This window comes from Streptomyces sp. NPDC046303, assembly GCF_055588085.1.
This window is the reverse complement of sequence record NZ_JBVJFA010000013.1, coordinates 74,648-95,859: the sequence shown is the minus strand read 5'-3', so window position 1 is coordinate 95,859 and position 21,212 is coordinate 74,648. Positions and strand designations below refer to the sequence as shown.

General features: G+C 71.2%; 25 protein-coding genes, 1 pseudogene and 1 riboswitch. Of the genes and pseudogenes, 14 read left to right on the top strand and 12 right to left on the bottom strand.

What is annotated here, in order from left to right; translation table 11 throughout:
- Positions 1 to 81: 81 nt before the first annotated feature.
- A riboswitch (SAM riboswitch) is annotated at positions 82 to 233 on the top strand.
- The 4 genes from thrC to groL all read left to right on the top strand — a co-directional run bounded on the left by thrC (position 227) and on the right by groL (position 4,361).
- Positions 227 to 1,525, top strand: a complete 1,299-nt coding sequence (thrC, locus tag ACZ6I1_RS15885) for a threonine synthase (RefSeq protein WP_469287462.1) — start codon at positions 227 to 229, stop codon at positions 1,523 to 1,525. It overlaps the preceding riboswitch by 7 nt.
- A 36-nt stretch (positions 1,526 to 1,561) precedes the next feature.
- Complete coding sequence (locus ACZ6I1_RS15880; RefSeq protein WP_069921330.1) at positions 1,562 to 1,837, top strand: MoaD/ThiS family protein; 276 nt, start codon at positions 1,562 to 1,564, stop codon at positions 1,835 to 1,837.
- A gap of 392 nt (positions 1,838 to 2,229) precedes the next feature.
- On the top strand, positions 2,230 to 2,436 hold the full coding sequence (locus ACZ6I1_RS15875) for a cold-shock protein (RefSeq protein ID WP_030009783.1): 207 nt from the start codon (positions 2,230 to 2,232) through the stop codon (positions 2,434 to 2,436).
- A 302-nt stretch (positions 2,437 to 2,738) separates the two neighbouring features.
- Positions 2,739 to 4,361 (top strand): chaperonin GroEL, encoded by a 1,623-nt coding sequence (gene groL, locus ACZ6I1_RS15870; RefSeq protein WP_069921331.1) that lies wholly within the window; start codon positions 2,739 to 2,741, stop codon positions 4,359 to 4,361.
- Between the two features lie 142 nt (positions 4,362 to 4,503).
- On the opposite strand, the gene ACZ6I1_RS15865 is transcribed toward groL, so the two are convergent.
- Positions 4,504 to 4,932 carry a GNAT family N-acetyltransferase gene (locus ACZ6I1_RS15865; protein ID WP_469287460.1) on the bottom strand — a complete coding sequence of 143 codons (429 nt, stop codon included), beginning with the start codon at positions 4,930 to 4,932 and terminating at the stop codon, positions 4,504 to 4,506.
- A 27-nt stretch (positions 4,933 to 4,959) separates the two neighbouring features.
- Here ACZ6I1_RS15865 and ACZ6I1_RS15860 point away from each other — a divergent pair, with 27 nt between their 5' ends.
- Complete coding sequence (locus tag ACZ6I1_RS15860) at positions 4,960 to 5,574, top strand: phosphoribosylanthranilate isomerase (RefSeq protein ID WP_469287458.1); 615 nt, start codon at positions 4,960 to 4,962, stop codon at positions 5,572 to 5,574.
- A gap of 69 nt (positions 5,575 to 5,643) precedes the next feature.
- The gene (locus ACZ6I1_RS15855; protein WP_469287456.1) at positions 5,644 to 6,393 is read left to right on the top strand and encodes a beta-glucanase; all 750 of its coding nucleotides are present in this window, start codon (positions 5,644 to 5,646) and stop codon (positions 6,391 to 6,393) included.
- Positions 6,394 to 6,492: 99 nt separating this feature from the next.
- Here ACZ6I1_RS15855 and ACZ6I1_RS15850 read toward each other — a convergent pair.
- Positions 6,493 to 6,726, bottom strand: a pseudogene (locus tag ACZ6I1_RS15850) (serine/threonine-protein kinase); the annotation flags it as partial.
- Positions 6,727 to 6,766: 40 nt separating this feature from the next.
- Positions 6,767 to 7,117: a protease inhibitor I9 family protein gene (locus ACZ6I1_RS15845; RefSeq protein WP_469287455.1), complete on the bottom strand. Its 351-nt coding sequence runs from the start codon at positions 7,115 to 7,117 to the stop codon at positions 6,767 to 6,769.
- A 363-nt stretch (positions 7,118 to 7,480) separates the two neighbouring features.
- Between ACZ6I1_RS15845 and ACZ6I1_RS15840 the strand changes: the two genes are divergently transcribed.
- Positions 7,481 to 8,659: a S8 family peptidase gene (locus tag ACZ6I1_RS15840; RefSeq protein WP_469287452.1), complete on the top strand. Its 1,179-nt coding sequence runs from the start codon at positions 7,481 to 7,483 to the stop codon at positions 8,657 to 8,659.
- Between the two features lie 4 nt (positions 8,660 to 8,663).
- On the opposite strand, the gene ACZ6I1_RS15835 is transcribed toward ACZ6I1_RS15840, so the two are convergent.
- Both ACZ6I1_RS15835 and ACZ6I1_RS15830 read right to left on the bottom strand, forming a co-directional pair.
- On the bottom strand, positions 8,664 to 8,918 hold the full coding sequence (locus ACZ6I1_RS15835) for a DUF397 domain-containing protein (protein ID WP_469287450.1): 255 nt from the start codon (positions 8,916 to 8,918) through the stop codon (positions 8,664 to 8,666).
- Positions 8,902 to 9,741, bottom strand: coding sequence for a helix-turn-helix domain-containing protein (locus tag ACZ6I1_RS15830; RefSeq protein ID WP_469287449.1), 840 nt, complete (start codon positions 9,739 to 9,741; stop codon positions 8,902 to 8,904). The genes ACZ6I1_RS15835 and ACZ6I1_RS15830 overlap by 17 nt, the downstream gene beginning before the upstream one ends.
- 114 nt (positions 9,742 to 9,855) lie before the next feature.
- On the opposite strand from ACZ6I1_RS15830, the gene ACZ6I1_RS15825 reads away from it, so the two are divergent.
- Entirely contained in the window at positions 9,856 to 10,074 is a 219-nt protein-coding gene (locus ACZ6I1_RS15825; RefSeq protein ID WP_469287447.1) for a hypothetical protein, read from the top strand.
- Positions 10,071 to 10,592: an amidase gene (locus ACZ6I1_RS15820; protein WP_469287445.1), complete on the top strand. Its 522-nt coding sequence runs from the start codon at positions 10,071 to 10,073 to the stop codon at positions 10,590 to 10,592. The genes ACZ6I1_RS15825 and ACZ6I1_RS15820 overlap by 4 nt, the downstream gene beginning before the upstream one ends.
- Positions 10,593 to 10,594: 2 nt before the next feature.
- Here the strand turns inward: ACZ6I1_RS15820 and ACZ6I1_RS15815 are convergent, their stop codons facing one another.
- A complete protein-coding gene (locus tag ACZ6I1_RS15815; RefSeq protein ID WP_469287443.1) occupies positions 10,595 to 10,798 on the bottom strand; it encodes a hypothetical protein in 204 nt (67 codons plus the stop codon).
- 140 nt (positions 10,799 to 10,938) lie between these two features.
- Here ACZ6I1_RS15815 and ACZ6I1_RS15810 point away from each other — a divergent pair, with 140 nt between their 5' ends.
- Positions 10,939 to 12,366 (top strand): hypothetical protein, encoded by a 1,428-nt coding sequence (locus ACZ6I1_RS15810; RefSeq protein ID WP_469287441.1) that lies wholly within the window; start codon positions 10,939 to 10,941, stop codon positions 12,364 to 12,366.
- 61 nt (positions 12,367 to 12,427) lie between these two features.
- Positions 12,428 to 12,997 carry a DUF6518 family protein gene (locus ACZ6I1_RS15805; protein WP_469287643.1) on the top strand — a complete coding sequence of 190 codons (570 nt, stop codon included), beginning with the start codon at positions 12,428 to 12,430 and terminating at the stop codon, positions 12,995 to 12,997.
- Here ACZ6I1_RS15805 and ACZ6I1_RS15800 read toward each other — a convergent pair.
- The 4 genes from ACZ6I1_RS15800 to ACZ6I1_RS15785 form a co-directional block, all read right to left on the bottom strand.
- Positions 12,975 to 13,955 (bottom strand): GNAT family N-acetyltransferase, encoded by a 981-nt coding sequence (locus ACZ6I1_RS15800; RefSeq protein WP_469287439.1) that lies wholly within the window; start codon positions 13,953 to 13,955, stop codon positions 12,975 to 12,977. The genes ACZ6I1_RS15805 and ACZ6I1_RS15800 overlap by 23 nt on opposite strands.
- Positions 13,956 to 14,035: 80 nt before the next feature.
- Positions 14,036 to 15,514: a PTS transporter subunit EIIC gene (locus ACZ6I1_RS15795; RefSeq protein WP_469287437.1), complete on the bottom strand. Its 1,479-nt coding sequence runs from the start codon at positions 15,512 to 15,514 to the stop codon at positions 14,036 to 14,038.
- 44 nt (positions 15,515 to 15,558) lie between these two features.
- Positions 15,559 to 16,494 carry an N-acetylmuramic acid 6-phosphate etherase gene (gene murQ, locus ACZ6I1_RS15790; RefSeq protein WP_469287435.1) on the bottom strand — a complete coding sequence of 312 codons (936 nt, stop codon included), beginning with the start codon at positions 16,492 to 16,494 and terminating at the stop codon, positions 15,559 to 15,561.
- Between the two features lie 34 nt (positions 16,495 to 16,528).
- A complete protein-coding gene (locus tag ACZ6I1_RS15785) occupies positions 16,529 to 17,383 on the bottom strand; it encodes a MurR/RpiR family transcriptional regulator (protein WP_469287641.1) in 855 nt (284 codons plus the stop codon).
- A gap of 263 nt (positions 17,384 to 17,646) precedes the next feature.
- Here ACZ6I1_RS15785 and ACZ6I1_RS15780 point away from each other — a divergent pair, with 263 nt between their 5' ends.
- Together ACZ6I1_RS15780 and ACZ6I1_RS15775 are read left to right on the top strand one after the other, a co-directional pair.
- A complete protein-coding gene (locus ACZ6I1_RS15780) occupies positions 17,647 to 18,018 on the top strand; it encodes a hypothetical protein (protein ID WP_469287433.1) in 372 nt (123 codons plus the stop codon).
- The gene (locus ACZ6I1_RS15775) at positions 18,015 to 18,287 is read left to right on the top strand and encodes a DUF4031 domain-containing protein (protein WP_469287431.1); all 273 of its coding nucleotides are present in this window, start codon (positions 18,015 to 18,017) and stop codon (positions 18,285 to 18,287) included. Before ACZ6I1_RS15780 ends, ACZ6I1_RS15775 begins: the two co-directional genes overlap by 4 nt.
- A gap of 32 nt (positions 18,288 to 18,319) precedes the next feature.
- On the opposite strand, the gene ACZ6I1_RS15770 is transcribed toward ACZ6I1_RS15775, so the two are convergent.
- Both ACZ6I1_RS15770 and ACZ6I1_RS15765 read right to left on the bottom strand, forming a co-directional pair.
- Complete coding sequence (locus tag ACZ6I1_RS15770) at positions 18,320 to 19,549, bottom strand: Cmx/CmrA family chloramphenicol efflux MFS transporter (RefSeq protein WP_469287430.1); 1,230 nt, start codon at positions 19,547 to 19,549, stop codon at positions 18,320 to 18,322.
- 57 nt (positions 19,550 to 19,606) lie between these two features.
- Positions 19,607 to 20,275, bottom strand: coding sequence for an HD domain-containing protein (locus ACZ6I1_RS15765; RefSeq protein WP_469287429.1), 669 nt, complete (start codon positions 20,273 to 20,275; stop codon positions 19,607 to 19,609).
- Between the two features lie 100 nt (positions 20,276 to 20,375).
- Here ACZ6I1_RS15765 and ACZ6I1_RS15760 point away from each other — a divergent pair, with 100 nt between their 5' ends.
- Positions 20,376 to 21,068 carry a copper homeostasis protein CutC gene (locus tag ACZ6I1_RS15760; RefSeq protein WP_469287427.1) on the top strand — a complete coding sequence of 231 codons (693 nt, stop codon included), beginning with the start codon at positions 20,376 to 20,378 and terminating at the stop codon, positions 21,066 to 21,068.
- The last annotated feature ends 144 nt before the right edge of the window (positions 21,069 to 21,212 follow it).

Here is a 21,212-nt window from a genome sequence, read left to right as displayed (position 1 = left end):
ACGCGAAGGACCACCGCATGCCGGGGGTCCTCGCGCACAAACGCACCGGCGCGCCACAGAGCGCGTGTGCCGGTGCCATACCGCTCATCCAGAGGGGCAGAGGGACACGGCCCGTTGAAGCCCCGGCAACCCTCCAGTCGGTTCTCGCGATGCGACAAGCATCCCGCGGGGCCCCGGCTAGGGAAGGTGCCAATTCCGTCTCATGGCGAAGTGCGCCATGGGGAAGATGAGGAGAAAGGGCCTCGCCATCATGGCTGCACAGACTGTTGCCACCTCTGTCGATCTCGGACCTGCCACCGGCCTCTCGTGCCGTGAGTGCGGTACCCGCTTCGAACTCGGCCCGATCTTCGCGTGCGCCGAGTGTTTCGGACCGCTGGAAGTGGCCTACGACCTTCCCACCGGTGACCCCGAGGCCCTGCGCGCCGCGATCGAGGCCGGCCCGAACAACATCTGGCGTTACGCGCCGCTGCTGCCGGTCCCCGCGGACGTGGCCTCCAAGCCCAGCCTGAACCCGGGCTTCACCAAGCTCGTGGACGCGCAGAACCTGGCCAAGGAGCTCGGCGTCACCGGCAAGCTCTACGTCAAGGACGACTCCGGCAACCCGACGCACTCCTTCAAGGACCGCGTGGTGGCCATCGCCGTCGAGGCGGCCCGCGCCTTCGGCTTCACCACCCTGTCCTGCTCCTCCACCGGCAACCTGGCCGGCGCCGTCGGCGCCGCGGCCGCCCGGGCCGGATTCCGCTCCTGCGTGTTCATCCCGCACGACCTGGAGCAGGGCAAGGTCGTCATGGCCGGTGTCTACGGTGGCGACCTCGTCGGCATCGAGGGCAACTACGACGACGTGAACCGCTTCTGCTCCGAGCTCATCGGCGACCCGCTGGGCGAGGGCTGGGGCTTCGTCAACGTCAACCTGCGCCCGTACTACGGCGAGGGCTCCAAGACCCTGGCGTACGAGATCTGCGAGCAGCTCGGCTGGCAGCTGCCCGACCAGATCGTCATCCCGATCGCGTCCGGCTCGCAGCTGACGAAGATCGACAAGGGCCTGCAGGAGCTGATCAAGCTCGGCCTCGTCGAGGACAAGCCGTACAAGATCTTCGGCGCCCAGGCCGAGGGCTGCTCCCCGGTGTCGACCGCCTTCAAGGCCGGTCACGACGTGGTCCGCCCGCAGAAGCCGAACACCATCGCCAAGTCCCTGGCCATCGGCAACCCGGCGGACGGCCCGTACGTCCTGGACATCGCGCGGCGCACCGGCGGCTTCGTCGAGGACGTCACCGACGAGCAGGTCGTCGAGGCCATCAAGATCCTCGCGCAGACCGAGGGCATCTTCGCCGAGACCGCGGGCGGCGTGACCGTCGGCGTGACGAAGAAGCTCATCGAGAACGGGCAGCTCGACCCGGCGCTGACCACCGTCGTCCTGAACACCGGAGACGGCCTCAAGACCCTGGAGGCGGTGGCCGCGGACAGCGGGCAGACCGCCACCATCCGCCCGAGCCTGGACGCGTTCCGCGCCGCCGGCCTGGCCTGACCCTCCCCCCTGTCCTACCGGAAAGGCAGTAGCGCCATGAGCGTCAACGTCCGCATCCCCACCATCCTGCGCACCTACACCGGCGGTCAGGCCGAGGTCCCCGCCGAGGGCGCGACCCTCGCCGAGGTCATCGAGTCCCTGGAGAAGAACCACCCGGGCATCGCCGCCCGCGTCCTCGACGACCAGGGCAAGCTGCGCCGCTTCGTGAACGTCTACGTCAACGACGACGACGTGCGCTTCGAGGGCGGGCTGCAGGCGGCGACGCCGGACGGTGCGGGCGTCTCGATCATTCCCGCCGTCGCCGGAGGCTGACCGACCGGACGTGCGCCAACCGTAATTACCCCCTCCGTTAATAAGCGGAGGGGGTAATTCTGTTTGATTGGGCGCGGTAGAGTTGGGGAAGTCCCCTCCGCTGCTCTTGCCCGCCGCATATGAACGGGTCGCGCGAGGGTCGACATCGGGTCAATGTGCAAGCGCGGTATGGGGCTTTGGCGAGATATGCCGGGCCCGAGTTGCCCTGGAATATGCCAGATTTTCACTCTATTTCCATGTTTCCCCGTGTCCAGAATTCTCGTCGGATTGACCTGTTGCAGACAGCACTGGCGCGGATACATTCAGCCTCGGTCGACGCGTTCCGACGCAAGTGATGACCCGGGACCGCGAAGTGCGTTCCTGCGCAAGGGCCAGTAATAGGGGAGTTAGGCATGGCTCAGGGCACCGTCAAGTGGTTCAACGCGGAGAAGGGCTACGGCTTCATCGCGGTCGACGGTGGTGCGGATGTGTTCGTCCACTACAGCGCCATCCAGATGGACGGGTACCGCACCCTTGAAGAGGGTCAGCGGGTCGAGTTCGAGATCTCGCAGGGCCAGAAGGGTCCGCAGGCGGACATGGTCAAGCTCGCACTCGGCTAGTCCTGGCGCGATCGACCGCCCACGCGTACATGAGGGGCCCACATCCCGGACACGGGATGTGGGCCCCTCGCGCGTTGCCGGTGTGTTCACCGGGGTGTTCCCCCAAGCCGCTTGCACTCGCGGGGGTCGAGTGCTAATCATTGGCGTTAGCACTCTCCAGGTGAGAGTGCTACTGAACGAGGACCGGGTCGGTGAGGCCCGCAGGGTCCGGCGGGAAGGAACCGCCGGGCACGCAGGCCGTCCGTCGCGGGCGCGGGCGCGGTCCAGGAGCAATCCACCGCTGTCCGGGAGGACCACTTCAGATGGCCAAGATCATTGCGTTCGACGAGGAGGCCCGGCGCGGTCTCGAGCGTGGGATGAACCAGCTCGCCGACGCCGTCAAGGTCACCCTTGGCCCCAAGGGTCGCAACGTCGTCCTTGAGAAGAAGTGGGGCGCCCCCACGATCACCAACGATGGTGTTTCCATCGCCAAGGAGATCGAGCTCGAGGACCCGTACGAGAAGATCGGCGCCGAGCTGGTCAAGGAAGTCGCCAAGAAGACGGACGACGTCGCCGGCGACGGTACGACCACCGCCACCGTGCTCGCCCAGGCGCTCGTCCGCGAGGGCCTGCGCAACGTGGCGGCCGGCGCCAACCCGATGGCCCTCAAGCGTGGCATCGAGAAGGCCGTCGAGGCCGTCTCGGGCGCCCTGCTCGAGCAGGCGAAGGATGTCGAGACCAAGGAGCAGATCGCTTCCACGGCCTCCATCTCCGCCGCTGACACCCAGATCGGCGAGCTCATCGCCGAGGCCATGGACAAGGTCGGCAAGGAAGGCGTCATCACCGTCGAGGAGTCGCAGACCTTCGGTCTCGAGCTCGAGCTCACCGAGGGCATGCGCTTCGACAAGGGCTACATCTCGGCGTACTTCGCCACCGACATGGAGCGTATGGAGGCGTCGCTCGACGACCCGTACATCCTGATCGTCAACTCCAAGATCGGCTCGGTCAAGGACCTGCTGCCGCTCCTGGAGAAGGTCATGCAGTCCGGCAAGCCGCTGCTGATCATCGCCGAGGACGTCGAGGGCGAGGCCCTGTCGACCCTGGTCGTCAACAAGATCCGCGGCACCTTCAAGTCCGTCGCCGTCAAGGCCCCGGGCTTCGGCGACCGCCGCAAGGCCATGCTCGGCGACATCGCCATCCTCACCGGTGGCACGGTCATCTCCGAGGAGGTCGGCCTCAAGCTGGAGAACGCCGGTCTCGACCTGCTCGGCCGCGCCCGCAAGGTCGTCATCACCAAGGACGAGACCACCATCGTCGACGGTGCCGGTGACAGCGACCAGGTCCAGGGTCGCGTGAACCAGATCCGCGCCGAGATCGAGAACTCCGACTCGGACTACGACCGCGAGAAGCTCCAGGAGCGCCTCGCGAAGCTGGCCGGCGGCGTGGCCGTCATCAAGGCCGGCGCCGCGACCGAGGTCGAGCTCAAGGAGCGCAAGCACCGCATCGAGGACGCCGTTCGCAACGCGAAGGCGGCCGTCGAGGAGGGCATCGTCGCCGGTGGCGGCGTGGCCCTGCTCCAGGCCTCCGCGGTCTTCGAGAAGCTCGAGCTGACCGGTGACGAGGCGACCGGCGCCAACGCCGTGCGCCTGGCCCTCGAGGCCCCGCTCAAGCAGATCGCCGTCAATGGTGGTCTCGAGGGTGGCGTCGTCGTGGAGAAGGTCCGCAACCTGCAGATCGGCTGGGGCCTGAACGCCGCGACCGGCGAGTACGTCGACATGATCGCCGAGGGCATCATCGACCCGGCGAAGGTCACCCGTTCCGCCCTGCAGAACGCGGCGTCCATCGCGGCCCTCTTCCTCACCACCGAGGCCGTCATCGCCGACAAGCCCGAGAAGGCCGGTGCCCCCGCGGGCGGCGGCATGCCGGGCGGTGACATGGACTTCTGATCGGCCCCGGCTCCGGCCACTGGTTGATCGGCTGTTCTCGAACGAGGGCGGCACTCCCCGGTACGGGGGGTGCCGCCCTCGGGCGTTCCGGCGTCGGATGCCGGTCGGAGGCCGATGCGAGGCCGATGCGAGGCTGATGCGGTCAGTCGAGCCGCTTCAGGAAGTACACGTCCTCGTGGCCGCCCGGGAAACCGGGGACGCGGGCCGTCTCCACGTAGCCGTGCCGGGCGTAGAACGCGGGCGCCTGGAAGGTGAAGGAAGACACCAGGATGGTCGCGCAGCCCCGGCGGCGGGCCTCCGCCTCCGCCGCGGCCAGCAGCTTGCCGCCCCAGCCGTCGCCCCTGCTGTCCTCCCGCACCCAGGTCATCCCGATGCCGGCGCGGTCGCCCCAGCTCCAGCCGCTGAGCCCGGCGACGAGCGCCCCGTCCGCGTCCGTGATCCGTACGGTGAACTCGGACTGCTCCTGCCCCGGCGTCGCCGCCTGGTTGAAGGCGTCCAGTTCCTTGCTCAGCCGCTCGTCGAGTCCGGCGTCCGGCCCGCCTATGGTGATCTCCACCCCGTTGTCGTCCATCCGGACATTCTGAGGTTCACTACCGATATGACGGAACCGTTCATCAAGATCTGCGGGCTGCGGACCGCGCAGGACGTCGACGTGGCCGTCGGCGCCGGAGCTCAGGCCGTCGGGTTCGTCTTCGCCCCCGGCAGCCCCCGTACCGTCGACGCCGCCACCGCGCGGGAGCTCGCCGCGCGGGTGCCGGCCGGGGTGCTCACCGTCGGGGTGTACCGCGGGCAGCCGCTCGACGAGGTGCGGCGGCTCACCGAGGAGAGCGGGGTGCGTGCCGTGCAGCTCCACGGGGACGAGGGGCCGGAGTACTACGAGGAACTGCGCGCGCCGGGGCGGACGCTGATCCGGGCCACCGCCGAACGCGTGGCGCGCTGCGGCGAGCTGGGCGAGGACCTGCTGCTGCTCGACGCCCCCGACCCGGGCTCCGGCAAGCCGTGGAACTGGGGCTCCGCGGAGTTCACCCCGCCCGGGGGGCGCTGGCTGCTCGCGGGCGGGCTCACCCCCGGCAACGTCCGGGAGGCCGTCGAGGCCACCGGCGCCTGGGGCGTGGACGTCTCCAGCGGGGTGGAGCGGGAGCGCGGGGTGAAGTCCCCCGAGCTGATCCGCGCCTTCATCGAGGCGGCGCGCGGACCGGTCGGCGATCGCTGACCGTATTCATATGATTACTCTGTGCGAGAAATTCGGTGTGGCCTGCTTCCCCGGGGGCAGAAAAAGCCCATGGTCACGGACACGCTCGCATGGCTGCGACGCCTGACGCGCCGCTTCGCTCCGGGCGGTGAGGGCGGCCGCGGACCGGTGCTGCCCTCGCCCCGCCGATCCCGCACCCTCGTCTTCACCGCCGACTTCTCCTCCGAGACCCAGTGGGTCGCGGGCCGCTCCTGGGCCTATCCCGACGGCGGCCCCACCAACCCGGGCGACAACAAGCTCGACCACCTCGTCGCCGACCCCGCCTACAGCCGCAGCGGCGTCTTCCGCGCGACGCCCCGTCCCGACGGCAACTGGGACACCGGCCTGCTCACCACCGAGGGCAGCGAGGAGGGCTTCGCGCTGCGCACTGGCGACGTCCTGGAGGCGCGGGTCAAACTCCCGGTGGAGGTCGGGGCGTGGCCCGCGATCTGGACCTGGCGGGACGGCGACCAGGAGATCGACGTCTTCGAGTACCACCCCGACAACCCGGACCTGCTGGAGCTGTCGAACCACGTCCGCGAGGCCCACCGCTACCACCGCGACCCGTCGGTCCGGCCCGGCGCCTGGGTCGACCTCAAGGTCGAGTTCGGCAGGACCTCGGTCGTCTGGTGGGTCAACGGCGCCCGCGTCTACGCCGACCACAAGGGCGTCGGCCGGTCCTGGTGGGCGTACCTCATCGTGAACCTGTCCGTGTCGGCCGGCCGCTACCACCCATCGCCGGGCCCGGGGGTGACGGAGATCGCGTACGAGGTCTCGCAGCTGCGGGTGTACCGGCGCTGAGCGGCCTCGGCGAGGTCGGCCCTGGCCGCGCGCTTCACTCGGCGAAGTCCTTCAGGGGTTCGGTGCCGAGGGTGATGCCGACGGGGGCGGGGATTTCGACGCGCCCCGGATCCGCCGGGCCGCTTCCACCTCCCGGCGGAACCGCCGCCGGAACGCCGGGTCCTCGGCCAGTTCCGGCCGTACCACCTTGATGGCCACCGGACGGCCGCCCTCGGTGTGCGACAGGTAGACGCGGCCCATTCCGCCCGCGCCGAGCCGGGACGCGAGGCGGTAGCCGGCCACGGTGTGCGGATCGTCCGGCCGCAGCGGCTGGAACACCTCGGTCGCGCTGATCGGCAGTCGGGCAGGGGTTCGAAGGGGAGCCGGACGGCGGTCACACGGCGACGCCGAAGGAGGACGCGCCCCCGTCCTCCTCGACGGACTCCACGACCGCGGTCGTCCGCAGGGCGTCGACCTGCTCGGGGGAGAGGCGGGCGGCGAAGCCGTTCGTCACCTCGCGGTAGACGTGGACGGGCGTGATGCCGAAGGCGTCCGCGATGACGGCCGGGTCGACGCCGCGCTGCACGGTGACGATGTACGTCGGGTGGTCGGCGGGGGCGGCGTGCGGGACGGGCTCGCGCACGGCGGCCGCGGCCGCGGCCGCGGAGACGGGCAGGGCGGTGACGGCGGCCAGGGCGGCGACGGCGACGGCCACGGGCAGGGCTCGGCTCAGACGGGTGCGCATGGGGGGAGGCCATCACGTGCGCCGGGGCCGGTCAACGACTCCCTCGGGTGTGGCGGGGTCACCGGGGGCGCACCGGCCGTGCGCTCCCCGGTGTGGGGGCGGACCGTACGGGTGATCTTGTCGGGGAGGCCCGGGACCGTTCGGTCCGGGTCCGGCTGGTGCGCCGCAAGGGGATAACCCTTTCCGCAGTTTGTGCGACCAGGCGTGTTGACGCGTGCGCCGGACGCTCGGCCGGGCGGGGCCGGCGGTTCAAGCCGGGCCCCGGTGGCACCGATGGAACGGGAGGCCGCACCCGCTGAGGCCGATGTCCTCGCGGGGGCGGCTCCTCCATGCCGATCGTCGCCCTCCCAGGAAGTTCCCTCCATGCGCCTGTTCGCACGTGTGGCCACCGCTGCCCTCCTCACCGTCACCCCGGCGGTGGCCGGCACGGCCTCCGCCGCCGCCCCGGAGCCGACCCCGGCCCCGCTGATCACGGCCCCCAATCCGGTGCCCGGCAAGTACATCGTGACCCTGCAGAAGGGTCAGGACGCGGCGAAGGTCGCGAGGAAGCTGGGCCTGAAGCCGTCGTTCGTCTACACGGCGGCGATGAACGGATTCGCGGTCCCGCTCACCTCGCCGGAACTGACGCTCGTCCGCAACAGCCTGGGTGTGGAGAAGGTGGAGGAGGACGCCTCGGTCCAGGCCCTGCCGGTACCGACCGCGGGGGCGTCGCGTGCTCCGTCGAACTCGTGGGGCCAGGACCGGATCGACCAGAAGAACCTGCCGCTCGACTTCAGCTTCACCACCCAGGGCAACGGCGCCGGGGTGACCGCGTACATCCTCGACACCGGCATCGACTACAAGCACGCCGACTTCGGCGGCCGGGCCACGTTCGGCTTCGACGCGATCGGTGACGGCCGCAACGGCCAGGACTGCCAGGGCCACGGCACGCACGTCGCGGGCACGGTCGCCGGCGCGACGTACGGTGTGGCGCGCAAGGCGAACCTGGTCAGCGTCCGTGTCCTGGGCTGCGACGGCAGGGGCTCGTGGTCGGGGATCATCGCGGGCCTGGACTGGGTGGCGAAGAACGCCAAGCAGCCCGCCGTGCTGAACGGCTCGCTGGGCGGGGACAGGTCGGACGCGGTCAACAACGCCGCGACCGCCCTGTCCGACGCGGGTGTCCTGCCGGTGGTCGCGGCGGGCAACTCCGCGATCGACGCGTGCCAGGTCTCGCCCGCGTCCGCCGCCCGCGTACTGACCGTCGCGGCGAGCAACCAGTGGGACGAGGAGACCTCCTTCTCCAACTACGGCCCGTGCGTGTCCCTCTACGCGCCCGGCCAGGCCATCGTCTCGGCGAAGCTCGGCGGCGGCAGCGTGGCCCTCGACGGCACGTCGATGGCCGCCCCGCACGTTGCGGGCGTCGCCGCCCTCTACAAGCAGGCACACCCGACCGCCGACCCGGCGGAGATCAACGAGTTCCTCGACAGCGAGTCCACCAAGGACGTCCTGAACAGCGTCAGCAAGGGCAGCCCGAACCAGCTGCTGTTCACCGGCGGAATCTGACCCGTCAGAGCGTCGCGACGAAGGTCGCCCAGGCCCGTGCGTGGAACACCACGTGCGGGCCTTCGGGCTGCTTGGAGTCGCGGACGGGGACGAGGTGGGGGTGGCCGTCGGCGACTTCGAGGCAGCTGCCGCCACTCCCGTCGCTGTAGGTCGACTTACGCCAGGTGGCCATCTCCAGGCAGTCGCCGCCGCTGCCGCCGCTGTAGCTGGACTTGTGCCAAGTGGCTGTCGAGAGGTCGTACTCAGGCGCGCTCGTCATGTGCGTAATCCTCCGCCACGGATTCGATCAAGGCCAGTGATTGTGTGGGCGACAGTGCGCTGGCCGTGAGGAGATCGTAGGTCAGTGAGTGGCGGGCAACGGCGGCCGGATCGTCCAACAGCATTCCGGTCTCAAGGCCTTGTACATATGCCAGCGGGGGAGCGCCCTCGAACGACATCAACTTGAGCGAGCCCTCCAAGGAGGCGTGGGCACCAGCGGCGAAGGGAACCACCTGGACGATGATCCGTCGTGTTCGGATCAGCGTCGCGATGTGGCGCATGGCCTCGGCCATCACCGCCCGGCCGCCGACCACCCGTCGCAACACCGCTTCATCGAGGACGGCCCAGAACAGCGGTGTTGTTGGATCTTCGAGGAGGGCCGTGCGAGCCAGCCGGTTCGTGACCAGGTCGTCGATGACCTCGGTCATCGCTGTCGGTTGGTATGCGAGGAAGACCTCGCGGGCGTACGCCTCGGTCTGGAGGAGCTCCGGAATGATCAGGGGCGCGTACTCGCGGATGGCCTTCGCCTCCGCCTCGGCCTCGGCGGCCTCAGCGAAGTGGTCGGGGTACTTGGACTTGGCCGACGCCGCGCAGTTGCGGACGAAGAAGCCGCCGGTGTTGAGCAGTTCGTCTATCGGCCGGGCGAGTTCGAGGGTGATGCGGCGGGTTCCGGCTTCCATCTGGCCGATGTACGAGCCGCTCACGAAGAGCGGTTCGCCCAGTTCCGCCTGGCTGAGGCCCGCGCGTTCGCGGGCGACGCGCAGTTCGGCGCCGAGGAGGGCGCGGGGGGAGGAGGAGGGATCGAGGTCCTTGGGTGCGGGCATGGCAACTCCTGTTACAACGGCACGCGTTGCTGTATCTGCCTGCTTGAAGGCTAGCCAGGGCGGCGCCACGCTGAGTGCAGAACCCGACCACTCAGAGTAAAAAGGTGACATGTCATGGTGATGACGGCGAAGGAGCGCATGCTCGCGGTCGAGGAGGCCGTGCGGCAGCTGAAGGGCGCGCTGGACGGGGTGGGGGTGGTCTTCCCGTCGCTGGACGTGGACCACGTCTCCGCGGCCGGTACGTACGGCCTCCCGCTGGTCGAGCTCGGGCGCTGCAACGTGGACACCGCGCTCCGGCTGGCCGCCGTACTGCACGAGCGGGCGCGGGTGTGAGCGAGGACGCGGTCCAGGCCGCCGAGTTCGCCTTCGAACTCGGCTGGAAGCTGAGCGCTTTGGAGGCCGCGCTCGGCGGTGGCGGTCCGGCGCGCCGGCCTGCGGCGCGGGAGGAGATGCCGCCTCCGCCGCCGGGGAGGCAGCGGTTCACGCTGATCCACTGCCCGGTCGGGGAGCATCCCGGGTTCGGCGATCCGCGCTACGAGGGGCTGAGGGCGGGGCCGCCGGAGGGGTGCGAGGCCGAGGACGTCGGCGGGTACTTCGGGCTCCGCTGCGAACGGCCGGGTGCGCGGCTGCTGGACGCCGTCGCCGAGACCTGCCGGGAGATCCGGTCGCAGCACGGGCTGCTCATGTCCGACCTCGGTGTCGGGAAGCTGTGGGAGTGGTCGCAGGACGGTACGGACGGCCGGGGCGCGGAACTCGTGGGCCAGCTGCTGCTGATGGCCGCCGAGCGCGGTCCGAAGCTCGGCTACAGCGCCGATGACCTGGTGCGGTTCTTGCGTACGGCGGCCTGCTGAGTTCACTTCTCGGTGATGAGTTCACCGTCGTGCTCGCCGCCTTTGCACGTCCACTGGCCGGTGGAGGAGTCGTACTCCACCGTCCCCTTGGCGGCCGTGCACGTCGGTCCGGGGATGGCCGGTACGGCGGCCTGCGCGACGGGGACCGCGGCGCCGAGGGCGGCCAGGACGAGAGCGGCGGTGAACGCGAGGATTCGGGTACGCATGGGAGCTCCTCCGGGAGCGAGTGACACCAACACGTCTCACGACCAGCTTCCCTCCGTGGTGCGGCGGGTGCACGTCGGAAGGGGGCGCACAAGGGGGCGCGCGAGAGGCGCCGCATGCGGTCGAGCGGCAGGCTGGAGTTATGGCGAAGACGCCGAAGGTAGTGGTGGGGGCGCCTGATGAACGCGGCTTGCGGAAGGTCCTGGTGGACGGCGAGCGCGTGGGCAGGGCCCGATCCCTCAGGGAACTCCGAAGAATCCTGGACCGTGCCGGTGTGGCACCGGGATACGAGATCAGCTATCTCGGTGAGGACAGCACCGTCTGGCCGGACCGGGCGTGGTTGCGGCAAGGCACCTGCTTGTTCATGGTCGCCGGTCTCGCCGTGACGGCATGGCCGCTGTTCCGGATCGGGTTGTCGGACAGCGGCGATGCGCTGACGTACGGCGGACGGATCGCCGGACTCACCATCCTTGTCGTGGCCGTGGTGGAGGCGCTGTCCATCGTGGCCGCCTTCGACTACTGGGACAAGCGGCGGTGGCGGTATTCGGGCGTGCTCGTCCTGATCGGAGTCGTGATAGCCCTCCTCTGCAGTGTCGCCCTCCTTGTGCTGCAGATCGGGGAGAGGTTCACCAATTACACGGTGATCGGGATAGCCCTCGGCCTCTGGTCGCTGGTGGCCCTGTTCGTGCTGTTCAAGAGCGAGGCGTGGAGAGGTCTCCGCATTCCCAGGAAGATTGCCATCGGTGTGATCATTTCCACCCTCCTGGCCGGTGCGAACCTGGCGTATGCGCAGGTCTATCTTCCCTACGTGACGACGCCGCTGATCCTGACGGGGGCCTCGTTCAAGGAGTCGAACCTGGAGGCCGGGGCGGCGAAGCTCTACGTGACGGTCCATCTGTACGTGAAGAACGCCGGCGAGGTGCCCGTGTACGTCCTGGGCAGCGCCTACTGGGTCCGTGGCGAGCCGGCGAAGAGCAAGGCGGTCGACAAGGCGGACAAATCCGAATTGATCTACGACGGCGAATTCGTCAGCCCGGACGGTCACGTGCTGAATCCGGGAGAGGAAGTGGCCCAGGATGCGGTCGTGGAGATAAAGAATCCGAGTCCTCACAAGTACGAGGCTCTCACCGCTCAGACCGAGGTGTACGTGATCAGGAAAGACAGGATGAAGTTGACCGGGGACTACGAGAAGTCCAGGGTGTCGGGGAAGACGCTCAAAGAATCCTTGACGAAGGATGATCCGGCCAGTCCGAAGTACAAGTACGTGACCGGGATGTCGAACAGCAGTGAGATCCTGAACGTGACCCGCGGCCCGCAGCGCGTAACGGTGTGGAGGTTGGACCGCCCTGTATGGCCTGTGGTCATTGTGGACGTGTCCCCGCCGGACGAGCGGATAACGTTCAAATCCGACAGGCCGCCCCTGAACCGAAAGGTCATCGAGCGGTACGGTCTCTCCCAGGAACGCGGCTCCATGGCGCAGACGCCCTACCCGGAACTCCTGGAAAAGGCCCGATCGATAGAAAAGGGCGCAACCCCGCCCCCCACCGCACCACCTACCCCGGCGGTGTGACGGTGACCTATTTCAGCAAGTATTATCTGCAGCATCAGTCCACTGGACGGGGGGAAGAGCAATCACACGCTTTTTACGTGCTCGCATTGCGCCGATCATGGTGTGTCTCGGAACGGGCTTGCTGCTGGGCCTGGCGGGCCCCGTCGCCGGAACATGGGATAACCCCGTTTGTGCCGCCGTGAGTATTGCTTTCTCCAGTGGCTGGCCGTGGGCCTGCTTTGCGCTGCTGGTGGGGTATTTCCAGCGATCTAAAGTCGAGTCGGCATTGCTGGCGTCTTTGGGGCTGGCCATCGGTGTAGTCGCCTACTACGTTTTCAAGGACGTGAACCCCGCTGGCGGACAGATCCTCGTGTGGGGAGTAGCGGCTTTCGTGTTCGGTGCGCCTGTGGGCCTCGTGGGGAACGTAGCGCGAACGCCCGGAGTCGGTGGCCTTCCGTTCCGTCTGCTGGTTCCGTTGATCGCCTACTTCGAGGCGACTCAGCGATTGAACGTAGAGGCGGACTCCCAGGGTCCCGTTTTTTCCATGACCTGGAACGCGACTCGCGTCGCAGCCTGCGTCGTCGCCGTAGCTCTCGTCGCACACACGGTGTGGAGCCGGCGCGTTCGGCCTAGCCGAGTCGATCGACAGTGAATGCCGTTTCGTGCGACGGGGGGTCGGTCCGCAGGCGGGCGTGGAGGTGTTCGTCGTGCCAGCCGTCCGCGTGGAGGAGGGCGCCGCGCAGGGTGCCCTCCAGGGGGTAGCCCGCCTTCGTGGCGACGGCGCAGGAGGCCGGGTTGGCCACGGAGTGCGTGATCCGCAGGCGGTGCAGGCCCAGGTCTTCGAAGGCCCAGCGGGTGACGCGGCCGACGGCGGGCACCATGACGCGGCTGCCGCGGCCGGCCGGCAGCAGCCAGTAGAGGAACTCGCCGCTGCCGCCCGCGAGATCGAGGTCGGCGAGGCCGATCAGGCCGACGGCGCGGGCGCCTTCGGCGAGGGCGATCGCCCAGACCACGGACTGCTCGGCCTGCCGGCGGGCCTCCCAGCGGGCGATCCGCTCCTCGGCCCCGGCCAGGGTGAGCAGGCCGGGCCGGTTCCAGTGCCGGATCTGCGGGTCGAGGCAGGCCTCGACGAGCGCGGGGGCGTCGTCCGCGGCCCAGGGCCGCAGCAGCCACCCGTCGGGGAGGGCGAGTACGGGATGGGACAGATCCCGCATCCGGCCTGCCGGTACGACCGGGGGGATCTGCTCGGCGGCGCGGAGGCGGGCCAGGAGCGCCGTGGCCGCGGGGCTCTCGCCGTCGAAGGCGTGGCCGCGGTCCAGGTGCGCGGGGACGGCCGGGCCGGTGAGCAGGACGATGTTGCAGGAGAAGCAGGGGACCAGGTCGTAGAGGTGGTTCAACTCCGCGTCGTGCGCGCGGAGGCCCCAGGTGGGAACGAAGCAGCGGCCCCGCTCGCCCGGAGGCAGGGCTTCGAGCAGGGCGAGGGCGTCGGTGGCCTGGGTGCCGGTCCACACGGCAACGGAGGTGCCGCCGGATATCGGCCCCCACCGGTGCTCCTGGCGGGGGCCGAGGCGGACGACTTCGAGGGCTGCCGCCCCGGCGGGTATCTCCATGCCGCGCAGCCTATTGCGCGCCCGCGGAGCGGAAGCACGGGATCACACGCCGGCGCCTCGGCGGCGCGGGCCCCGTCCCGTCACGCCAGGGCCGGTTCCTTCGCCGGGTCGGTGGGCTTGGTCGTGGGGTCCGGCTGCGGGTCGGTGTTGAGGTCCGTCAGCATCTGCCGCGTGAAGCCGAAGAAGTACGTGGCGAGGAAGCCCACCACATAGCCGACGACCAGGCCGCCCGCGTAGATGGCGAGGGTGGCGCCCAGCCTCGACGTGCCGTTCAGCAGCGGGAACAGGGCCCAGCCCGAAGGGCCGATGGCGGTGGAGCCGAAGGCCACGCCGAGCTGGTGGAAGAGCCCGACGAAGGCCCCGCCGGCGGCGCCGCCGATGCACGCGGTGACGAAGGGGCGGCCGAGGGGCAGGGAAACCCCGTAGATCAGCGGTTCGCCCACGCCCAGGAAGCCCGCCGGGAGCGCGGACTTGATGGTGGCGCGCAGCGAGGCGTTGCGCGCGAGCCGGTAGTAGACGGCGATGGCCGCGCCGACCTGGCCCGCGCCCGCCATGGCGAGGATGGGCAGCAGAACCGTGTAGCCGGACTGTTCGATGAGGGTGGTGTGGAGGGGGATGAGGGCCTGGTGCAGGCCCAGCATCACGAGGGGGAGGAACAGGCCGCCCAGGACCAGGCCCGCGAAGGCGCCGCCGCCGGCGAGCAGCCAGTTGGCGAACGTACCGATCGCGGCGGAGGCCTCGCCCGCCAGGAACATCAGGCCGAAGATCGTGACGAGGCCCGAGACCAGGACGGTGAGGGTGGGGGTGACGAGCACGTCCAGGGCCTCGGGGACCCACGTACGGCACCACTTCTCCACGTACACCGCGAGCACGGCCGCGGCGAGCGCGCCGAGTACGCCGCCCTGGCCGGGCTTGAGTTCCAGTCCGAAGGCGGTGATCTTCGCGACGCCGGGGAAGACGATGATCGCCGCGACCGCGCCGCCGAGGACGGGCGTACCGCCGAACTCCTTGGCGGTGTTGTAGCCGACGAAGACGGCGATCAGCGACATGAAGCCGGAGGCGATGGCGGCCAGTGCCGGGACCACGCCGGGCAGCCAGCCCGCGTTCGTCAGGACGCCGTTCAGGCCGGCGATGATGCCGCACCCGATCAGGGCCGGGATGAGCGGGACGAAGATGTTCGCGATGCGGCGCAGGAGCAGCTTGAAGGGCGTCGCGTTGCGTGCCTTCCGGGCTTCCTTCAACGCCGCTCCCTGCGCGGCCAGTTCGTCCGCGGTGACCGGGTGCGGGGCGGCGGCGGAGCGGCCTTCCTCGACCAGCGCCTCGAACTCCGGGGTGACGCGGGCGACCGTACCGGGACCCAGCACGATCTGGTACGTGTCGTCCTCGACCACGCCCAGGACCGCGGGCAGCGCCCGCAGGGCCCCGTCGTCGACCAGCGAGCGGTCCAGCAGGCCGATGCGCAGCCGGGTCATGCAGTGCGCGATGGAAGCGATGTTGTCCGGGCCGCCGACCAGAGGAAGGATCGCGGCGGCTGTGGCGCGGTTCTTGTCAGTGGACATGTGGGGGTCGCCTTGCCGTAGGGGGAGGGGTCAGCGGGTCTGGGTCAGCGGGTCTGGGCGTGGGCCTCGGCGAGGGCCGCGCGGAGGTGGCCCTGCGAGGCGGCGAGCAGCTCGGCGGCCCGTGGGCCGTCGACGCCGCCGAGGACGACGAGGATGGCGTGCTTGACCTCGCCGCCGGTGGCGGTCAGCGCCGCCTCGATCTCCGTGTCGGGCGCGCCGGTGGCCAGGGCCACGATGCGGCGGGCGCGGGCGCGCAGCTTCTCGTTCGAGGAGCGCATGTCGACCATGAGGTTTCCGTAGGTCTTGCCCAGGCGGATCATGGTGATGGTCGAGACGAGGTTGAGCACGAGCTTCTGTGCCGTGCCCGCCTTCAACCGGGTGGAGCCGGTGAGCAGTTCGGGACCGACGACGACCTCGATGCCGTGGTCGGCGGCCGCGGCGAGCGCGGAGCCCGCGTTGCAGGACAGCCCGACGGTGAGCGCGCCGCGCGTACGGGCGAACGCGACGGCGCCGATCGCGTACGGGGTGCGGCCGGAGGCGGAGATGCCGATGACGGTGTCGTCCGGGCCGATCCGCAGTGCGGTGAGGTCCTCGGCGGCCAGCTCCTCGGAGTCCTCGGCGCCTTCGACGGCCCGGACCATGGCGCAGGGGCCGCCCGCGATGAGGCCGACGACGTCCGCCGGGTCGGTGTTGAAGGTGGGCGGGCACTCGCTGGCGTCCAGGACGCCCATCCGGCCGGCCGTGCCGGCGCCCGCGTAGACCAGCCGGCCGCCGCGTGCCATCCGCTCGGCGATCGCGTCGATCGCGTCGGCGATCCGCGGCAGCTGCGCGGCGACGGCGGCCGGGACGGTGGCGTCCTCGGCGTTCATCGTGCGGGCGATGTCGAGGGTGGACAGCCGGTCGATGTCGGCGAGTTCGGGGCGGAAGGCCTCGGTGGTCAGCGTCTCCAGCTGGGCGCGGAGTTCGGCGTACGCGGTCACGGGTCGGCTCCAGGCGTTCGGGCGAGCGCGCGGTTCAGCGGGCGGTGTGGCGGTGGGCGAGGGCCTCGTACGAGGCGGCGAGGGCGGGGGCGGCGGTCTCGTACGTCTGCTGTGCGACGCCGACGAACAGGCAGTCGACGACGAGGAGCTGGCTGGTGCGGCTGGACATGGCGGCCGGGCGCAGCTGGGTCTCGCGGGCGGCGGAGGTGACCAGGACCAGGTCGGCGTAGTGGGCGACGGGGGCGTTCGGACGGCCGGTGACGGCGACGGTGGTGGCGCCGCGCTCGAAGGCCGTACGGAGCGGCTCGATCACGTCGCCGGTGGATCCGGAGTGGGTGATCGCGACGGCCACGTCGCCGGGGCGCAGCTGAACGGCGTTGGTGACGGCGAGGTGGGGGTCGCTGTGGGCGTGCGCGACCAGGCCGATGCGCAGCAGTTTCTGGGCCAGGTCCTGGCCGACGAGGGCGGAGGCGCCGATGCCGTAGACGTCGATGCGGCGGGCGGTGGCGAGGGCGGAGACGGCGGCGGCCAGCTGGGTCAGGTCGAGTCCGGCGGCGGTGTCGGCGAGGGTCTGCGCCTCCTCGTGGGCGAGTTTGGCGACGACGTCGGCCAGCGGGTCGTCGACGGCTATGTCGACGGTGACGGCGGGGGCGGCGCCGGACTCCTGCTGCGCGGCGAGCGCGGCGAGCGCGAGCCGCAGGTCGCGGTAGCCGGGGTAGCCCAGGAGGCGGGCGGTGCGGACGACGGTGGCCTCGCTGGTGCCGGTGCGCGCGGCGAGGGAGGAGACGGTGAGCCGGGAGCAGCCGGCCGGGTCGGAGGCGACGGTTTCGGCGACGGCCTGCATGGAGCGGGTCATCGAGGGCGCGAGCCCGCGCACGCGGGCCCGCAACGCGGAGGCCGACGGGGCCGGGGTGAGCGGGGCGGGGGCCGTGGCCCGGGTTCCCCCTTCGGCCGAGGCTGCCCGGGTCCGGGGGCCGGTCTCCGTCTCGGGCGCCGCCGGGCTCGCAGTGTCACGTCTCCGTCTGAAAATTTCCTTCGGATTCTCGCTCACCTCTGAAATTTATTTTCGGCACCGGGGGGGCGTCAAGGCGCCATGTGGCCCTTGGAAAGAGGACCTTCGCCACTTCGCCCATACGGGTTCACAATGGGCCCATGGACCACGCGACCCCCCTGGAGCAGGCGCTGCACGTCGCCCGTGCCCTTGTTCTCGCCGATCTCGCCGCCGGCGAGGTCGCCGACGCCGATGTCGTCTCCCTCGTCGAGGACTCGGTCACGCACCGCCGGTGGTGGGTGGAGCAGTGGCCGGAGGGGGTCGGCTACCTTGCCGGACTCGTCGCCCAGGACGTGCAGGACGCCCTCCTGGAGAAGTACGGGCGCTGGCCGCTGTGCCCGGTCTGCGCGCACGGCGAGCCGCACGCCCTCGACGTGGAGCCGGAACTCGGACCCGACCCGCACTGGGTGTGCTCGGAGGCGGGCGTGAGAGTGGCGGCGGTGGGCGGCCTCGGCCCCGTCCTGCGCCGGTGACCGTCTACATCGACCCGCCGACCTGGCCGGGCCACGGCCGCATGTGGTCGCACCTGATCAGCGACGTCTCGTACGAGGAGCTGCACGCGTTCGCGGCGGCCATCGGCTGCCCGCCCCGCGCCTTCGAACGGGACCACTACGACGTCCCCTCGCACCGCTACGCGGACGCGGTCGGCGCGGGCGCGGTGGAGATCGGCAGCAAGGAACTCGTCCGCCGCCTCACCGAGGCGGGTCTGCGCCGGCCGAAGCACCGCCCGCCGAGGGTCTGACCTCCGGGGGCGAGCGAGCGCTGCGCGCCGGTTCAGCCGCGGGCCGCGGCCTGCGCCCGTCCGGGGGCCGGGACGGCGGTGCCTCCCGAGGCGACCACGCGGGTGGCCGGGGGCGGGGTGCGGCGGTGCAGGCGCAGGGCGATCACGGTGAGGGCGATCGCGGTGAGGGTCATCGCCGCGCCCGCCCAGGCGGTGGCGGCGAAGCCGAGACCGGCGTCGATGACGGTGCCGCCGAGCCAGGGGCCGCCGGTGTTGCCGAGGTTGAACGCGGCGGTGGTGGTGGCTCCGGCCAGGGTCGGGGCCGCGCCGGCCACGTTGAACATGCGGGCGTTGAGCGCGGGGGCGGTGAAGAAGGCCGAGACGCCGAGCAGGAACGACAGGCCGATCGCCGCGACCTGGACGGACGCGAGGAGGGCGAGCGCGGCCAGGAAGACGGTCGAGGCGGTGATGCCCCAGATCATCACGCCGAACAGGTGCGCGTCCGCGACCCGGCCGCCGATGGTGGTGCCGACCAGCGCGCCCACCCCGAAGAGGCCGAGGATCCACGGGACCCAGCCGGAATCCAGCCCCGCCACGTCCGTGAGCAGCGGCGACAGGTAGCTGAAGGCGCAGAACACGCCGCCCGCGGCCAGGGCCGTGATGCCGATGGACAGCCACACCTGGCGGTCGCGGTAGATGCGCAGCTCGCGGCCGAGCGTGGGCTTCTCGGCGGGCAGCGGGATCTTCGGGATCAGCGCCAGGATCCCGGCGAGGGCGATCGCCGAGGCCGCGCCCACCGACCAGAACGCCGAGCGCCAGCCCAGGTGCTCGCCGAGGAAGGCCCCGGCGGGCACGCCGAGGACGTTCGCGATGGACAGGCCGCCGATCATGACGGCCATCGCGCGGGCCCGCTGGTCCTCGTCGACCATGGCGATGGCCACGGCCGCGCCCACGGCCCAGAATCCGGCGCAGGCGAGGGCGGAGATGACGCGCGAGGCGAAGAGCAGCTCGTACGAGGGGGCCAGCGCGCCCGCGACCTGCCCGAGGCCGAAGAGGCTGATGAGCGAGATGAGGGTGGTGCGGCGCGGGAGGCGCAGCGTGGCCACGGCCAGCAGCGGAGCCCCGACGACCATGCCGATCGCGAACGCGGAGATGAGCAGGCCCGCCTGCGGGATGGTGACGCCCATGTCCTCGGCGATCGGCGGCAGCAGCCCGGAGAGCATGAACTCGCTGGTGCCGAGCGCGAACACGGACAGGCCGAGTACGTAGACGGCTACGGGCATGCGGGGGCGGCGTGCGGCATCTGCGGGCATGACTGTCATCAACCGTCGCGCACGCGATCACATTCCCCCGGGGCCGAGCCGGGCCAGCTCGGCGGCGAGGTTGGCGCGTGCCGGGGCCTCCCAGTGGGCGGCTCCGTACGGGGTGCGGAAGAGCCGCGGCAGGGCGAGCAGCTGCCGGAGCACGTCGGCGCGGCCGGCGGTGAAGGCGTCGTCCGGCACGAAGCCGTACTCGGCGCGCACGGCGGCGGCGTAGGCGGCGTACGCGTCGGGCGCCCCGGCCAGGACGGCGAGGTCGGCGTCGCAGAGCACCTCGCCGTTGGTGTCGCCGGGCGCGGGGTCGTGGGTGACGGTGAGCCGGACCAGCCGGGCCACCTCGGCGGTGCGGGCGGCGTCGATGCCGAGCTCGGGCAGGGCCCGCTCGGCGAGGGCGGCGCTGCGCTCCTCGTTCTCGGAGCGGTCGGGGCGGTAGACGGCGTCGTGGAACCAGGCGGCGAGCTCGACGGCGGCGGGGTCGGCGGCGTGCCCCGCCAGGAGGTCGATCCGTGCCAGTACGTCGGCCAGGTGCGCGGTGGTGTGGTACCGGCGCTGCGGCTCCGCCCAGGCGGCGAGCAGGCGGTCGGCGTAGGGGGCGGGGTCCCGGTCGGCGGGGGCGCCGGCGGCGGTGACGGCCGCCCGCCAGCGGGCGCGGAGGGCCGCGGCGTCGGTGCGCGGAGTGCCTGTGTCCATGGGCACATTGTGGGGGTGGCGTGATGGTGCTGGTGGAGCGAGGGCGGAGCCCCGTACCCTGGGATATTGGACTAGACCTATTTCTGAAGGATGGGATCGAATGAGCAACCGTGCGCTCCTGGAGGTGATCGCCCTCGACGCGGAGGACGCGATCGCGGCCCAGGCCGGTGGGGCGGACCGGCTCGAGCTGGTCACCGACATGGCCGCGGACGGGCTCACGCCGCCGCGCGAGACCTTCGCGGCGATCAGGGCGGCGGTCGACATCCCGCTCCGGGTGATGATCCGCACGACGGACGGCTTCGCGGCGGGCGAGGTCTCCGGGCTGGTGGCGGCGGCGCGGGAGCTGCGGGCGGAAGGCGCGGAGGAGTTCGTGCTCGGGTTCCTGAACCCGGACGGCACCCCCGACCTGGCGGCGGTCGAGGCGGTGGTGGCGGAGCTGGACGGCTGCCGGTGGACCTTCCACCGGGCGATCGACCGCGCGGCGGACCGCGACGGCCTGCGCAAGGCGGTGGCAGACCTGCCCGGCCTGGACACCTACCTGACGGCGGGCTCGGCGGCCGGCGTCGACGAGGGCCTGCCGGTGCTGATCGCCGAGGCGGAGGCCGCGCGGCGGGGGGAGCCGGGGTACGGGCCGCGGATCCTGGTCGGCGGGGGCCTGGCCCTGGCGCACCTGCCGGTGCTGCGCCGGGCGGGCCTCGACGCCTTCCACATCGGCGGCGCGGCCCGGCCTGGCGGGTGGGACCACCCGGTCTCGGCGGAAGCCGTCGCGGAGTGGCGAGCCGCCCTGTCCTGAACCGGCGCCGCCGCTGCCGGGGGCGCCGCCCCCGAGCCCCTGCGCCTCAAACGCCGGCGGGGCTGGGTTGTGCCTGGCTGTGGGCTGGACGGGTGCGGCGCCGCTGCCGGGGGCGCCGCCCCCGAGCCCCTGCGCCTCAAACGC

What these genes read in the sequence shown, in the direction of transcription:
- ACZ6I1_RS15800 (WP_469287439.1), bottom strand. Translation starts at nt 13,955, where the DNA reads ATGGAGATACCCGCCGGGGCGGCAGCCCTCGAAGTCGTCCGCCTCGGC.
- ACZ6I1_RS15860 (WP_469287458.1), top strand. Translation starts at nt 4,960, where the DNA reads ATGACGGAACCGTTCATCAAGATCTGCGGGCTGCGGACCGCGCAGGAC.
- ACZ6I1_RS15835 (WP_469287450.1), bottom strand. Translation starts at nt 8,918, where the DNA reads ATGACGAGCGCGCCTGAGTACGACCTCTCGACAGCCACTTGGCACAAG.
- ACZ6I1_RS15810 (WP_469287441.1), top strand. Translation starts at nt 10,939, where the DNA reads ATGGCGAAGACGCCGAAGGTAGTGGTGGGGGCGCCTGATGAACGCGGC.
- ACZ6I1_RS15880 (WP_069921330.1), top strand. Translation starts at nt 1,562, where the DNA reads ATGAGCGTCAACGTCCGCATCCCCACCATCCTGCGCACCTACACCGGC.
- ACZ6I1_RS15780 (WP_469287433.1), top strand. Translation starts at nt 17,647, where the DNA reads ATGGACCACGCGACCCCCCTGGAGCAGGCGCTGCACGTCGCCCGTGCC.
- ACZ6I1_RS15830 (WP_469287449.1), bottom strand. Translation starts at nt 9,741, where the DNA reads ATGCCCGCACCCAAGGACCTCGATCCCTCCTCCTCCCCCCGCGCCCTC.
- ACZ6I1_RS15840 (WP_469287452.1), top strand. Translation starts at nt 7,481, where the DNA reads ATGCGCCTGTTCGCACGTGTGGCCACCGCTGCCCTCCTCACCGTCACC.
- ACZ6I1_RS15770 (WP_469287430.1), bottom strand. Translation starts at nt 19,549, where the DNA reads ATGCCCGTAGCCGTCTACGTACTCGGCCTGTCCGTGTTCGCGCTCGGC.
- ACZ6I1_RS15865 (WP_469287460.1), bottom strand. Translation starts at nt 4,932, where the DNA reads ATGGACGACAACGGGGTGGAGATCACCATAGGCGGGCCGGACGCCGGA.
- ACZ6I1_RS15855 (WP_469287456.1), top strand. Translation starts at nt 5,644, where the DNA reads ATGGTCACGGACACGCTCGCATGGCTGCGACGCCTGACGCGCCGCTTC.
- ACZ6I1_RS15825 (WP_469287447.1), top strand. Translation starts at nt 9,856, where the DNA reads ATGGTGATGACGGCGAAGGAGCGCATGCTCGCGGTCGAGGAGGCCGTG.
- ACZ6I1_RS15795 (WP_469287437.1), bottom strand. Translation starts at nt 15,514, where the DNA reads ATGTCCACTGACAAGAACCGCGCCACAGCCGCCGCGATCCTTCCTCTG.
- ACZ6I1_RS15815 (WP_469287443.1), bottom strand. Translation starts at nt 10,798, where the DNA reads ATGCGTACCCGAATCCTCGCGTTCACCGCCGCTCTCGTCCTGGCCGCC.
- ACZ6I1_RS15875 (WP_030009783.1), top strand. Translation starts at nt 2,230, where the DNA reads ATGGCTCAGGGCACCGTCAAGTGGTTCAACGCGGAGAAGGGCTACGGC.
- ACZ6I1_RS15760 (WP_469287427.1), top strand. Translation starts at nt 20,376, where the DNA reads ATGAGCAACCGTGCGCTCCTGGAGGTGATCGCCCTCGACGCGGAGGAC.
- groL (WP_069921331.1), top strand. Translation starts at nt 2,739, where the DNA reads ATGGCCAAGATCATTGCGTTCGACGAGGAGGCCCGGCGCGGTCTCGAG.
- thrC (WP_469287462.1), top strand. Translation starts at nt 227, where the DNA reads ATGAGGAGAAAGGGCCTCGCCATCATGGCTGCACAGACTGTTGCCACC.
- ACZ6I1_RS15765 (WP_469287429.1), bottom strand. Translation starts at nt 20,275, where the DNA reads ATGGACACAGGCACTCCGCGCACCGACGCCGCGGCCCTCCGCGCCCGC.
- ACZ6I1_RS15845 (WP_469287455.1), bottom strand. Translation starts at nt 7,117, where the DNA reads ATGCGCACCCGTCTGAGCCGAGCCCTGCCCGTGGCCGTCGCCGTCGCC.